Genomic DNA, 14,383 nt, shown 5'->3' with positions numbered 1-14,383 from the left:
AGAGTGGCATAAAAACTTTCGACTTTTTTTGTCCAAGGTATTGACGTAGGTCCAACTTATTATAATCGCTGGAACAATTAAAGAAATATGTGATGCTAAAGAGCAAATCGAGGAATAGATGTCTTCGTTTGCTCTTTAGTTTTTTCACCAACTCTTTTTCTATAAAATACTTCTCTTCAATGCCAAAACATTCTTTTCAATTTCTTTAATCACTTCTTTAAAAAAAGCATCACTTTTACCAGTAGGGTCTGGTAAATTCCAATTATCATCAAAAGTTTTACCGATATATGGACAGCCAACGTCACAGCCCATAGAGACAGCAATATTAGGAGTAGGTATGTCTGCTATGGTCTTGCTATACTGTGCTTGTTCCATATCAATCCCATAAAGTTGTTTTATCAATCGAACAGCATCTTGATTAATTTGTGGTTTTGTTTCTGTCCCTGCTGAATAGAAATCAAAAATATCACCTACAAATTGTTTACCAAGGGCTTCGGCAATTTGACTTCGGCACGAATTATGAACACAAATAAAGGCTACCTTCTTTTTATTCATTTACAAACCAACCTTTCGTACTATTTGCAATTTTCACTAGTAACAGCATTACAGGTACTTCTGTGAGAACCCCTACTGTGGTTGCTAATGCTGCAGGCGATGTCGTTCCAAACAAAGCAATCGCTACTGCAACAGCAAGTTCAAAAAAGTTTGATGCGCCTATCATCCCCGCAGGGGCTGCGATATTATATGGCAATTTTAGAATACGACAAGCCACATAGGCAATTGCAAATATCAAAAATGTTTGTAAGATTAATGGAATAGCAATCAGAACAATATGCAGAGGATTTTCTAGAATAACATTTCCTTGAAAAGAAAAAATCATAATCAATGTCAGCAAAAGTCCTATGCTTGTAGCATTGTCAAACTTATGAACGAAAATATTTTCCAAATAATCCTTGCCTTTTTTCTTAACTACAAGATAGCGAGTTACCAATCCGCCAATAAGTGGTATTACTACAAATAGTACGACTGATATTATAAGAGTATCCCATGGCACTGAAACATTAGAAATACCGAGTAGAAATTTCACAATTGGAACAAATGCCAAAAGAATGATAAGGTCATTTGTTGCTACCTGTACTACCGTGTAAGCGGGATTCCCCTTTGTTAGTGAACTCCAAACAAACACCATCGCTGTGCAAGGAGCAGCCCCAAGTAAAACTGCTCCCGCCAGATACTCTGTTGCAAGTTCTGGTGTGATAAATGTCTTGAATATCACAAAGAAAAATAGACTTGCAATGCCATACATTGTAAATGGTTTAATAAGCCAATTAGTTATCCAAGTAACAAATAATCCTTTCGGATTTTTCCCAACATTTCTTATACTTTGAAAATCAACCTTTATCATCATGGGATATATCATTAACCAAATAAGTATCGCCATAGGTATAGATACCTTTGCATATTCAAATTTGTTTAGAAAAGTTGGAATACCTGGTAAATACTTTCCAATAGCAACGCCAACAACCATACAGATAAAAACCCAAAGTGATAGGTACTTTTGAAAAATACTAATGCTACTTTTTTCTTTGCCCATTGATTATCGCTCCCTAAAATCCTAACTTCCGAAATAGCTTTTCAACATCAGCAGGTTTCAAAACTTTACCCATAGAGACAACCTTCTCATTAACAACAAGCGCAGGCATACTCATAGCGCCATATTCCATAACCTTTTGCATATCTGTAACATATTCTACCTCTACGCTAAGTCCCATTGCTGTTGTGGCTTTCTTAGCATTTTCAAGTAAGTCGTGACAATTTTTACACCCTGAACCGAGCACCTTAATACAGCAGATTCCATCCTTTGCTTCACCACAACAGTCGTTTACAATCTCATCAACCTCGCCTGTACTGCATTCTCCATTACATGAACAAGCAGGTACCTTTTCTTCTTCTTTTTTCTTTCCAAAATTAAATAACGCCATAATACTTTCCTCCTAATTTTTGTTTAGTTAAAATGCAAGATAGAACATATAAAAACCAATGAGCAAAATCACAATACCCATTACGATTTTCAATATATTAGCAGTGTTTTTATATTTTTCATTGTTTTTAGTTTTTTGAACAAAACCAACTGATGTTCCCGCTACCATTACCAGAGAGCTGTGACCTATAGAATAAAGTAACATCAATAGAATCCCCCAAAAGATATTACCTTTACCAGCAACAATAGCAAGTAAGGCAATTAGCACGGGGGTTGAGCATGGCGAGGAAAAAACACCTGCAAGAACACCAGCTAAAAATGCGCCAACAAAACCTCGTTTCTTGCTTTTTGACAGCAAATTTGTTGACGGAATAATATTAATAATTCCAAAGGTTTGAAGTGCCATTAAAATCATAAGTATGCCAAGAATACCATACCATATTGGCGATGATGTCCCCATTAATTTTCCTGCTGAGGTGGCAAGAACGCCAAGGGATACAAATGTAACCGCTGTACCAACAGAAAAAATAGCCGAATACGCAAAAGCCTTTTTCGTGGTTTTTTCGCCTATACCACCAACATATCCAATGATGAGAGGGATACTAGAAAGCGAACAGGGAGTGAAAGAAGTCAACACTCCAGCAATTAGAGCAAGTATTGGCGCTAACCAGAGGTTGCTTCCGATTATTTCTGCAATCTGAGACAGCCAAGTATCAATCATACTATTCTACCCCCATCTCAGCAAATATTATTCGCATTTGTTCTTCTGTTAATCCACCTTGATGTACAGTAAAAACATGGGCTCCGCTTTCTTTAACAGAATACATATCGAATTGGATTTCCTTTTGCAAATTTTCACTTGGTATAAACGGTGTGCCATCTGCATCGAAAAACACCTGTGTAGGAATTACTTGTACTGGAAAATCTGAAACACCGTCTGTATATTTCCAAACATCCATAAACTGAACGACGGCTTTTCCCTGCCATTCAGCATTAAGTTTTTCAAGCGTAGGTGCCATTTCCTTGCAAGGAATACAAGAGTCAGAGCCAAAGTCAATTACGGTCGGTACTCCATAAGTTTTGATTGTTTCTAAATCAGCCACTGTCAATTTTAATGAATATGTTTCATCGATATCGGACTGACCTGTTATTTGAGAGCTTTCATTTGCGAGCGTAGTAGACTCTTTTTTAGAAATATTTTTTACAATAAAAATGATTCCAACAACTACAATAATCGCAGCAATAACACCTATACGTAGCCATAACTGCTTTTTACTTTCCTTCTTAGTGGTCTGATTATCAGCCACAGCAATCACCTCCAAACGTTTTGTATTTAAAACACTTTATAATATCAATAACTAGATACCATTTTTTAACCATTTCAATACCTTTCATTAAACAAGTAGAGGTTGAATTGCATTAAACAAATAGCCTACGGCAATAATTCCAACCGTACATATTACAATAAAGATGCCGAGTAGTTTCGGTTTGACTGCCTTGCGCAGCATAATTATTGAAGGAAGTGAAAGGGTGGTAACCCCCATCATAAAGGATAACACGACTCCAAGTAATGCTCCTTTTGCAAGTAGAGCTTCCGCAATCGGAATTGTACCAAAAATATCTGCATACATAGGAACGCCTGCTAGTGTAGCTAAAATAACACCAAATGGATTATTGTCACCAAGCACTTTAACGATAAAGTCTTCAGGTATCCAATTGTGGATTAGTGCGCCAATTCCGACACCGATAAGGACATATGGGAATACTTTTTTAGCAGTGGAGACAACCTGCTCCCAAGCAAAGTTTATTCTATCTTTAAAATGAAGTTCTTCCTGCGGAACATCTAGTGAATTTCCTTTTCTAATGTATTCCTCTACTTGATTTTCAAGATTTAACTTTTCAATTAATGTACCGCCTGCGACAGCAATAATTAAACCAAACAATACATAAACCACAGCAACTTTCCAACCAAAAATACTCATGAGTAGGACAAGAGAACCGAGGTCAACCATGGGCGATGAAATAAGGAATGAGAATGTTACACCAAGTGGCAATCCTGCACTTGTAAAGCCAATGAACAAAGGAATAGATGAACAGGAACAGAACGGGGTTACCGTGCCCAGTAGAGCGGCAATAATATTTGCTCCAACACCGTGAAATCTACCTAATATTTTTTTTGTCCGTTCGGGCGGAAAGTAGCTTTGAATATATGAGATAATCAAAATTAGAACACCAAGTAAAACCATAATTTTAATTATGTCATAAATAAAAAATTGTATGCTTCCACCAATTCTACCTGTGGTATCTAAGCCACAGGCGTCAAGTGCTGAACCGATTAAACTGTTCAGCCATTTCATACCAAGGACTTGATTTTGAAAAAAGTCCCAAGCTGCTTTAAATATTTCCATATCTAACCTCCGGTTTTTACATTGTTATATTTAAATGTGTCTATGTGTGTCTTTAAAAGGATGTCGTGTAGAGAAGATTATTCCTCTTATTCTTCACAACACGACTTATCCTCACAAGTAAAATTAACTTTTGTTAATGTGTGCAAACACTCCATAGCATACTCTGCACCTTTTGTAGAAATGGAATAATGCATCCACTTTCCTTCTTTTCGCCCGACGACAATGCCAGAGTCACAAAGTATCTTCATATGATGTGACAGAGTGGGTTGTGTAACATCTATTTCCTCAAGTAGCTTACATGCACATTTTTCACCTGTACTTAAAAGCTTTAGTATACGGATACGATTCTCATCGCAATATGCCTTAAATACTACAGCCATTTTTTTCTCATCAACGTTCAAATTTTTCACCTCCCTTAAGAACGAATAGATAAACATCTATATATTATTATATGCACCGCATTGGTAAATGTCAATATATCTTTAAAAAATTTATAGAATACTCTTTATTTATGTACGGGGAGCAACGCTCCCCGATTAGTAGGAAGGAGTGCCATATCCATAGATATTACTACTTCCTACCGCATAACTTCTTTGTCTGCATGCATCACCAGAGTTGCCCTCTACAGTATAGACAACACCATCCTCACATTTTTCTACAATCCCCACATGGTCGGTAACTCCGTCGCCTTCCCAATCGAAAAAGATGATATGACCTGCTGTCGGTTCAAAGTTTCTATCCTGCCATTGTCCTTGTTCTTTAAACCAATTAGAACCTTGAACGCAACCTGCAAATTTCGGTATAACCCCTGATTCGATATAACCACATTGTTCAGCGCACCATGATACAAAGCAGGCACACCATTCTACACGTCCGCCAAAGCCATACCACGACCAATAGGGTTGACCACCTACGTTCCCGAGCTGCGACAAAGCAACTTCAACAATTGCCTGATTGCCACCACCGCTTGTAAAGGCACGACCATATGGATAATAACGCAGCACATGAGCCACATACTGTGTATCGCCGTAGCTGCTCCAACCTAATCTTGCTGCTTGCATGGTGGAAAACTCCGCCGCATTTGCATAGGTGTAGCCGCCATAGTTGCTCCTAGCCCATGAAATATAGCCGTTACCGTAGTTGTAGCCTTGCAGAGCCAGTTTAATGTTATCCATATCAATTAGACTTTTAACCTCTGCGGCATTTAAGCAGGCAGCCAAATTCTGTATACCCACATTGACCGAATACTCTGGGTCTGTTATCCCATTTGGTGAATTGGGATATCTTGTATTGTATCCACATTCGGATGCCTGCATCGGGTCATTACCACGCCCACCAGACTCCTGCATCATAACTGCCTTGATAAGCTCAACATATTCGGGAATGCCATGCTGTTTTGCATATTTTTGTATCATCGGTGTGTAGGTTTCCACCTCCGCACTGACAGGAGTGTAGGATGAATTTTCGCTACCACCGCCAAAAATAGAAATTGCACTGCCAAGCAATACCACAATTAGGATAATTACAATTGCCACCCAACCGCCTGCAACGATAGCGGAAATCAGTGCTTTTGTTCCTGCAATAATTGCCTTAACAGCAGAAATCGTTGCTTTAGCCGCCACTTTCACAGCATGAGCTGTAGCCCTTGCAGTAGTTTTAGCTGCCTGCACGGTTTTCTGAGCAGCTTTAGCAGAGGTCTTTGCTGCAACCTGTGCTGTTTTTGCCGCCTGCTGTGTGGTCTTAACTGCCGCCTTTGAGGTAGCTTGAGCTGTTTTAATACCCTTTTCAGTCGACTTGACAGTACCTTTGGCAGTCGTTTTAATTGTTCCCTTAGTGACGGTCTTGACCGTCTTTTCCGCACCACGGGCAGATTGTTTAATTGTCTTTTTGGTATTATGGGCAGAGGTGTTTATCGACTTCTCCGCTTGAGATGCCGATTTGACTGCCCCCACAGGGGAGTGAACTGCCGTTCCAGAGTTAGTAGGTGAGCCAACCTGCCCAGACCTTGCTGCTTTTTTTTCGGCTCCTTTTACCGCTCGTTTTTCCTTGAAATCGGAGAGCTTATCCTTTGCCTTACCAATGTTCTCTCTGGTGTCACCAACCGCTTTCCGCCCTTTTTTGTCAAATTGGTGGATACCGTCACGGGTCACACGTTCGGCAGCATCCGAAACTCTATTGGTTGCATATTCGGTGGCAGAGTTCTCATCAGCATAATAGCTATTTTCCGCCTTATCTTTTGTTTTGGCATAGGCGGATTTCATACGTTCCGAAGCAACCGCCGCTTTGTCAATGGTCTTTATCGTACCCTTGACTGCATCTCTGGTCTTTATATCAGCCATAGAAAACCTCCTTTCCCAGAGAGATTGCAGTCATATCAGCCGACCTTTTTTGCCACGATAACAAGCCTGCCGTTCTGGGCAGAGTATTCACAGGTAGAAAGCGTAATGAGCTTATCACCGTATTCGGCACCCACACCAGTATCATAAAAGGCAAGCTCCTTGCATTGGTCAATATAGGCACTAAAGGTTTCTTCACTTTCTGCATTGACAAAATCATAGTAGCGAAAGCCACTCCCGCTATATGCTACGGTCTTGAACACGGCAACGATTTCATACTCACCACGCTGCGTGAGGGGATCAAACTGGATAATTTTGTGCTGTTCATAAAAGCTATGGGATTTGTAATTCTCCAATGCTCCGAACATTTTACCGTCCTTGATGTGGTGTCCGTAAATGATAAGGTTATCGCTTGCGTTAAGGTCGCAATTTTCCTGTATATAAGGCGTACCTAAATCACTGTATGCCTTTTCAAAGTTGCGTTTGAGATAGTAATTCGGCTCGTTCGGGGTCTGCATCACAGGATAATTGACTGTCGTGCCGGCAATCGTAATCCACCCGACCATATCGGCATTTTGAAGAAACAGCTCGCCATAATTGGGAAGGATATTTTCAGCTTCAGAGTATGGAATGTCGGGCGTATCTTCCTCAGACTCCCGTGCCTGTTCGACAACCTCGGCAATGTCCTCAAAGGCTTCAATCTGCTCGGCTTCTTTTGCATAGTGGTCGTAGATGTGATAGCATCGAGTAGGAGGCGGTGACTAACCGCCGTCCTCTCACAGCACCGTACGTACCGTTCGGTATACGGCGCTTTCAATAGTTGACGTGCACAGACTGATAAGCTGTGGCTAAATCATAGAAGCCATTGTTTATCAGTCTTTCTTTTGTCAAGGCTCTGTTGACCGCTCCCATTCCTGACACATACCACTGTTTCTTGCGGCTATTTGCCGCCATATGTGCAAAGTGCTCCGGTATTCCAAGTTTTATTAGATTCCTTTTCTTCGTTCTAGGCAATTTCCATTGTTTCCATATACACATACGAATCCTATGGTAGAGCCATGAATTAAGGGCATCTATCTTATTTTTCATGTCAGCAATCCCGTAGTAATTAAGCCATCCACGCATATACACCTTTATTCTCTCAAGGGCAGGCCGTATGCTCTGAACAGACCTTCGGGAACTAAGTTCTTTCAGCTTTGACTTCATCTTCTTCCATGACTCCCCATGAACCCGGACATATATGCCCTTTCCGTTCTTTCCCAATGTGAAGCCAAGGAACTTAAAATTTCGGATTGCAAACACGCTTACCACACGACTTTTCTCCTGGTTTACTTTAACTTTAATTTTCCTTCCAGATACTTCGTGCACGATTCTAAGAGTCTCGTTGCGGCTCTTTTGCTCTTCGCCAACAGTACGATGTCATCTGCATAACGTACGAAAGATACGCCTCGATTTTGATACTCTTGATCAAACTCATTTAGATAGATGTTCGCTAAAAGGGGAGATAAGTTTCCCCCTTGCGGTGAACCTTCTTCTGTTTTCACGACAACGCCCTTCTCCATGACGCCACTCTTTAGGTATCTTTTAATCCACTGAATCACTCGCTCATCTTTTATATTTCTTCTCAAGATATTTAGGAGCATCTCGTGGTTCAAGGTATCAAAGTACTTCGATAAGTCCAAAGATACTGCATAAACGTATCCTTGCTCTGCGTATTCCTTTATTTTCAGAATGGCTTCTTTTGCACTCCTTCCCGGACGATAGCCATAGCTATTGTCCGAGAACAGCGGTTCATAGATAGGCATTAGCTGTTGTGTAATTGCCTGTTGGAATATACGGTCTTTAACGGTCGGAATACCAAGCTTTCGTATTCCACCATCCGCCTTTGGGATTTCTACTCTTCTTACCGGGTCGGGGGTATATTTTCCTCTGTAGATTCTTTCCACAATCTCTTTTTGATTCTCTTGTAGATATTTGCCTATTTCCTCTACTGTAATTCCGTCGATTCCCGGTGCTCCCTTATTTGCCTTCACTCTCTTAAAAGCTCTGTTAAGGTTATCCTTATACAGTATCTTCTCCAAAAGCTCCGGCTGCGCACTATCTCTTTCCTTCCATATCTGATGGAAAGAGCGACGCGCTCTCACATATCCTTTGCATTCCGTGCTATCTCTCTGTGAGTAGCTTTCCTTGTTTTCTGCGCCCATTGCTCTTCCCTCCTTTCCCGGTTGTACTAAAGATTCCTACTGATTCGGTCCTTCACCTAAGTGCCCTGCGGGTGCTCGGCTAATATGACCTCTGCTGACTTCTGCGTGTTCAGCACTGCCTCGTTTCCTTGTACAGTGGTTACTCCTTTCAGAGCGTATCACACAGACCTCCCTGGGTACCACACGTTTCTTTCTCTCCACCTATCTGCCACATATACCATACATGATTCCGTGTAGTTATTGGGCTTTGGCTTGTGCGGCAGCCTTACCCTCATGCATAGCCTGATGTGATTTCTGTTCGTCAGACCAGAGATTTGCCCGTTGGTTAGTATGTTCCCAACATCCAGCTTCCTTCAGATTCCATCTCACGATGGACACCCTTGCCTTCGGCTATATCCTTCCCACTACCGGGCGGATTACGGTAGGGTCAAGTGATGGCGCGATATCCACCGTTTCCATCACCTGCCACTTCAAACCGTGCATGAGGTTCTCCCTCACACGGCTTTCCGATAATCTTCTTTCTGGAACATTCAAAGGACATAACTGTATTTATCAGTGTTTCCCTTATAGAAGTATTCAATCCCACTTTTTGCATACCAGCGTTTGAATCCATACAGTACACGTTCTTTATACTTTTTCTGCTTGCGGCTATCATATACTCGTCTCCATAACTTCATCCATAAGTACTCATCCAGTTGTATGAATCTTTTCGTCGAGTTGCCATGGGAAAAGTAGTTACGCCATCCTCTAATTAGTGGATTTAACCTTCTGACTTTGCTATCTAGTCCTTCGTAGGCAGACTTCTTACAAGTAATGATTCTGATGGCATCTTTCATTTTCTTCAAGGCCTTCTTGCATGGCATCATATAAGGTAGCATTCTGCCACTTTTCTGGCTTCTGAATTTCTGGTATTGAAATCCCAAAAATTCAAAACTGTCTTTATTCATATCTACTATCTTCGTTTTTCCTGGATTGAGTGTTAGCTTCAATTTATTCATTATTAGCTGTAATTGTTTATATGCTTTTTCTGCGTCTTTCTTTGTATAGCAAAGAATCACCGCATCATCCGCATATCTTATTATCTCTCCATTACTCGTATCATTACACCAATACGAGTCCAGTACGTGTAGATAGATATTCGCCAGTAAGGGGCTTATCACTCCGCCCTGCGGAGAACCCTTTGTAGTCTTCTCATATCTGCCATTATCAATTACTCCTGCCTGTAGCCATAACCTACACAGTTTTATAATTCTTCTGTCGCTGATTCTTCTTTTCATGAGATTTAAGAGAATTTCATGATTGATGTTATCAAAGTATCCTTGTATATCTGCATCTACCACATACCAGTTTTTATACAGCCCCTTCTTTACTCTTTCCGTAGCTTGTTTTGCATCTCTTTTGGGACGAAACCCATAGGAGACCTCTAAAAAGTTCGCTTCAAAAATCGGCTCAACAACTATCTTATATGCCTGTTGTACAATTCGGTCTTTAATAATAGGTATTCCTAACGGACGTTGTTTTCCGTCTGGCTTTGGAATATATACTCTTTTTACTGGCATAGGTTTATATGTTCCACCTACCAGTTCTTCATTTATTTCTTGTAGGTACTTCTGCACTCCATACTCCTCAATCATTTCAAAGGTAATGCCATCAATACCAGCACTTCCTTTGTTCTTTCTTACTTCTTTCCATGCCCGCCACAAAATATCCGGGCGATAAACACGGTCATACAGCGCATGGAATCTGCGTTGTTTATCCTTTTTGGCTGCCAGATATAGATTACGTTGAAGTTGTCGTGATTTTTCTATTGAGTGTTGTTGTCCTTTGTTAGGCATGCACTATCCCTTACCTTCCCGTTAATCTTGATTAAAGTAGAGCCCCTTCTCTCCTATCGTTTATCTTACCGATAGTTCATTGATACTATGGGCTCCTCCGACTCCTCATACAGCATTTCCAAGAATTTCGTATGCGTACTTATATCTTGGATTACATACCTGTGGCAGTATGACCATATGAGGTCTCTTCTGTTCCGCTATCAACTTTCTTAACATTCCGCTTCCTCTACACCGGAGGGTTCTTCAATGCTGTTATCCAGTATCTTCACATTTTCCATGGTCTTCATCAGAAAGTCAGTGATTCGACTCCCTCTTTTCCCCTTTTCAGGGCTAACGTAACGATGCTACAGAATTCACTTAATGTTACGGACTGTTAATTTGCACCTATTTCACATAGGTATCACCTCGCTTCAGCACAAACGGTCACCCATAAGCACTGGAGGCTTGCTACAAGGCTCACTGGCGATTACCTTGACCAGACTTTCACTGGCAAGCTGATAACAGCTTTCAGAACACACGACTTTCACCGGTTAGAAACGTGCGCCGCCAGGCGCACCGCAAAAAAGCCGACTGATTTTCAATATGAAAACCAATCGGCTATGTAAAACTCTTATTCACTTATATGGTGTTGCTCGTAGACAAACTGGAATTTCTATTTGTGTTGCCATGTCATTACATAATCTTTTTCTCCGGTAGCCTCATCTAAGCCACTATGCTGAATCTCAAATCCTTCTCTCTTATAAAAAGATATTGCCCGTGCGTTCTTTTGGTATACGTTCAAGTACAACTTATTCCTTTTATCCTTTGCATAATTCAGCAGAATTTTACCTATACCCTGCGATTGCATTTCACCAGAAACAAAAATGCCCTCAACATATTCATCATTTAACCCTAGGGTTAAACTTAACTACTATTTTTTCTTTGCGATATAAAATACATAACTGTAATAATCTACTACTAATCTAAAATAAAGCGATTATAAGCTATCCTTTTTCCTGTGTTTGTTTTAAAGTTTTCATCTATACACTTTTTTATCTTTTCCTGTTCTTTTTCTTTATCCATAACCGTTAAATTTTCAAGCAAATCAGCTTCCCATTGTATTTGAAAATCAAGTCCATCAATTTTAGATGGAGTATGATGATTGCCTATTATAAAGCATATTCTATCAATATTTTTGTTATAACCTACCTTTTTTAATATTTCTTTCGCTACTTCTGGTCCTTCCTTTTCTTGATAGACACCATCAATAGAACCGTATTTTTTTTGTGCTTCAACCGCACCAATATCATGTAGTATAGCAATAATACTGATGAATTCTTTTTCTTCCTCTCCGATATTTTCTCCTTTCATTATATCTTCTGCATTTTTCAAAACTTTGAGAGTATGCTCTATGCCAAAAGGAATTTCTTTGAATACTTCTTTCATCTCTATAATAATTTTTTCTTTAAACATAAATTACCTCCATTTATACCTTATAGGTGTTTTAGTTCTATCTATCCACTTTTTTGTTCGCCGATACAATCAGCATCATGGGACGGCGCATTTCATCCTGCATCCCCGGAATATCCATCATTTAAGTTTTTTTACAATTACAGGAAATGGCAAATCTACTATCTACCTCTCAATTTTTATGGCTCTGACAATGATAATATCCGGGATTTCTTTATTAAAATAGCATTCTTCGTAAAATCCGTCTATGACAAATCCGGTATCAAAACACAGATTAAAAATATCCTGTAAAGAACGATGATAATAACATTGTTTTTGCGGCTGTCCTTCAATCGCAATATCGTAATAGCTGTGCGGCGTCATATATTTTCTGTGAGCGTTACAAAACAGGGGTGCTGTGTCGCAAATACAAATACTCCGTTATCCTCAAGCAATTTATAAACAGAGGTAAAAATCGGCTTAATATCGGTAATATCCATGACCGCCATATTGGAGACTGCTTTTGTAAACGGCTTATTTCTTTTTAATGCCATCAGACTTGTTTCATTCGTGGCGTCTGCTACACAAAACTCAATGTAATCAGCATACCGTTTTTGGCGCTTTTTTGCCAGTTCCACCATTTTCTCACTATAATCAAAAGCCAAAACAGAGACAGCTTTTTCTGCAAGATATGCAGAATAATTTCCATTTCCACAGGCAATATCTAAAATATAGTCTGTTGGATCAGGATTTAGAAGCTCTGTTACTTTGGGGCGGACAACTTCTCTGTGAAAATCATTTGATTCATCCCCCATTGCACAATCCCAAAATTCAGCGTTTTGATTCCAGATTGCTTTACTTTCTTCCTTTGAATACTGCATAATATCCTCTTTCACCTCGCTGTAAACTTCCGATTTTTCGTTCTCTGCGACTTCCCAATAAACGGGAATTTGACTTGCCTATTTTCTTAAAATCTCATGTGGAGCTTCTATTTCATTTGCCAAGGTATGCTCTGTTAATTCTGACATCAATTTCAATTTTTTATTAATCAATGGTCGCATACAATTAGGAACATGTTCCTGATGCGCTCTGTGGATTGCTACACATTCCTTACAGTTTCCGTGATAACGACAGGATTTCAGGCAAGGACAGTGATCTTTGTCTTTATACTCCTTACGAAATTCCGCTGCAAATTCTTCTTGCAGTCTCAACCCCTCGACACGGTTTCCCTTATGAAATTCTACCATTGCATCCAGTTCTTTCTGGTTCCCTTCAATCTTCATGTTATTATAGCGCCTCCATTTCAACTATTCCTCATTTTCTGATAAATTCCTGTTATACAAACTGGAATTGTCTAAAATAGTAAAGCCGTACCGCTTACTATTTTTTCTTTTACTGCTGAAACAGTATCTTTGATTGAATGCGTAGTTGTATCTATAACATTTAATTCATAGATTCCTAAATTGGAAAATTGCTTCCACATTGTTTCAACTAATTCAATATTTGTTTCTCTGTCTAACTTTGAGCGTTCGATAGCTCGCTTCATAGTTTCTTCTTTACTTGCCCTTAAAACGATATAGTGTACTTCATAATGCTCTTGAACAATGTTGAGCCACGGCTCTAAAAACCACGGTCCTACAATACCATCTACAATTACATCATATCCACCACGAGCATATCGCTTCGCAGCTTCTAAAAACGCTTCAATGACAATCAAATTTTGCTCATTTGATTCTGGCAAATGCGGTGGTATTGCCCCTTTACTCAAATAATGATAAAAGTCATCTGTGTGCATATGCACAGACTTTTCCAAATCTGATTCTTTTGCAACAGCAGATGCCGTTGTAGTTTTTCCTGTCCCCGGCGCACCTGTGATTACAATAATTCTACCTTGATTCATCTATATTTTACCTCCACAACTTCAAATTTATTGAACTTATGCTCAATTACCATATCGGTTTTTTGCACGATGGACATTCAACTCTATGTACACAGGTTATTTCACCACACGCAGGACAGCAAAATTTATTATACTGCTGTTCCAAGAAGAAATCCATGCCATGATTGCGTATAGTAGCAAGGTTCTCAATCATGCTCATGTGGTATTTAGAACTATATCGCTTGTCTAAGTCTCTCAAACGTCGGCAGTAAGTATCGCAGTCAGCACAAGTCAACCAATCATTTTGGTTCC

General features: G+C 39.8%; 13 protein-coding genes and 3 pseudogenes. All 16 read right to left on the bottom strand.

Annotated elements, in window-relative coordinates; all coding sequences use genetic code 11:
- Window positions 1–159: 159 nt before the first annotated feature.
- Window positions 160–555: an arsenate reductase/protein-tyrosine-phosphatase family protein gene (locus NHH15_RS12095; protein WP_262066926.1), complete on the bottom strand. Its 396-nt coding sequence runs from the start codon at window positions 553–555 to the stop codon at window positions 160–162.
- Window positions 548–1,594 carry an ACR3 family arsenite efflux transporter gene (gene arsB, locus NHH15_RS12090; protein ID WP_262066925.1) on the bottom strand — a complete coding sequence of 349 codons (1,047 nt, stop codon included), beginning with the start codon at window positions 1,592–1,594 and terminating at the stop codon, window positions 548–550. The genes NHH15_RS12095 and arsB overlap by 8 nt, the downstream gene beginning before the upstream one ends.
- A gap of 13 nt (window positions 1,595–1,607) precedes the next feature.
- The gene (locus NHH15_RS12085; protein ID WP_262066924.1) at window positions 1,608–1,982 is read right to left on the bottom strand and encodes a thioredoxin family protein; all 375 of its coding nucleotides are present in this window, start codon (window positions 1,980–1,982) and stop codon (window positions 1,608–1,610) included.
- 27 nt (window positions 1,983–2,009) lie between these two features.
- Complete coding sequence (locus NHH15_RS12080) at window positions 2,010–2,702, bottom strand: cytochrome c biogenesis CcdA family protein (RefSeq protein WP_262066923.1); 693 nt, start codon at window positions 2,700–2,702, stop codon at window positions 2,010–2,012.
- Between the two features lies 1 nt (window position 2,703).
- Window positions 2,704–3,288: a thioredoxin family protein gene (locus NHH15_RS12075; protein WP_262066922.1), complete on the bottom strand. Its 585-nt coding sequence runs from the start codon at window positions 3,286–3,288 to the stop codon at window positions 2,704–2,706.
- A gap of 87 nt (window positions 3,289–3,375) precedes the next feature.
- Entirely contained in the window at window positions 3,376–4,389 is a 1,014-nt protein-coding gene (locus tag NHH15_RS12070) for a permease (RefSeq protein ID WP_262066921.1), read from the bottom strand.
- 86 nt (window positions 4,390–4,475) lie between these two features.
- The gene (locus NHH15_RS12065; RefSeq protein WP_262066929.1) at window positions 4,476–4,769 is read right to left on the bottom strand and encodes an ArsR/SmtB family transcription factor; all 294 of its coding nucleotides are present in this window, start codon (window positions 4,767–4,769) and stop codon (window positions 4,476–4,478) included.
- A 156-nt stretch (window positions 4,770–4,925) separates the two neighbouring features.
- Complete coding sequence (locus NHH15_RS12060) at window positions 4,926–6,728, bottom strand: lysozyme family protein (protein ID WP_262066920.1); 1,803 nt, start codon at window positions 6,726–6,728, stop codon at window positions 4,926–4,928.
- A 35-nt stretch (window positions 6,729–6,763) separates the two neighbouring features.
- The gene (locus NHH15_RS12055) at window positions 6,764–7,291 is read right to left on the bottom strand and encodes a class B sortase (RefSeq protein WP_262066919.1); all 528 of its coding nucleotides are present in this window, start codon (window positions 7,289–7,291) and stop codon (window positions 6,764–6,766) included.
- A gap of 247 nt (window positions 7,292–7,538) precedes the next feature.
- Window positions 7,539–8,929 (bottom strand): annotated as a pseudogene (ltrA, locus tag NHH15_RS15775) (group II intron reverse transcriptase/maturase).
- Window positions 8,930–9,459: 530 nt separating this feature from the next.
- Window positions 9,460–10,764 (bottom strand): group II intron reverse transcriptase/maturase, encoded by a 1,305-nt coding sequence (gene ltrA / locus NHH15_RS12045; protein WP_262066918.1) that lies wholly within the window; start codon window positions 10,762–10,764, stop codon window positions 9,460–9,462.
- 652 nt (window positions 10,765–11,416) lie between these two features.
- Window positions 11,417–11,638 (bottom strand): annotated as a pseudogene (locus NHH15_RS12040) (GNAT family N-acetyltransferase); the annotation flags it as partial.
- A gap of 83 nt (window positions 11,639–11,721) precedes the next feature.
- The gene (locus NHH15_RS12035; protein WP_008981870.1) at window positions 11,722–12,216 is read right to left on the bottom strand and encodes an HD domain-containing protein; all 495 of its coding nucleotides are present in this window, start codon (window positions 12,214–12,216) and stop codon (window positions 11,722–11,724) included.
- 162 nt (window positions 12,217–12,378) lie between these two features.
- Window positions 12,379–13,073: pseudogene (locus NHH15_RS12025) on the bottom strand (class I SAM-dependent DNA methyltransferase).
- 78 nt (window positions 13,074–13,151) lie between these two features.
- The gene (locus NHH15_RS12020) at window positions 13,152–13,475 is read right to left on the bottom strand and encodes an LPS biosynthesis protein (RefSeq protein WP_132381054.1); all 324 of its coding nucleotides are present in this window, start codon (window positions 13,473–13,475) and stop codon (window positions 13,152–13,154) included.
- A gap of 71 nt (window positions 13,476–13,546) precedes the next feature.
- Entirely contained in the window at window positions 13,547–14,092 is a 546-nt protein-coding gene (locus tag NHH15_RS12015) for a P-loop nucleotide/nucleoside kinase family protein (RefSeq protein ID WP_039121379.1), read from the bottom strand.
- Window positions 14,093–14,383 lie beyond the last annotated feature (291 nt).

The sequence above is a fragment of the Aequitasia blattaphilus genome, from assembly GCF_024721305.1.
Taxonomy (GTDB): domain Bacteria; phylum Bacillota; class Clostridia; order Lachnospirales; family Lachnospiraceae; genus Aequitasia; species Aequitasia blattaphila.
Note: the sequence above shows the minus strand (reverse complement) of the source record. Positions and strands in the feature narration are given on the sequence as shown.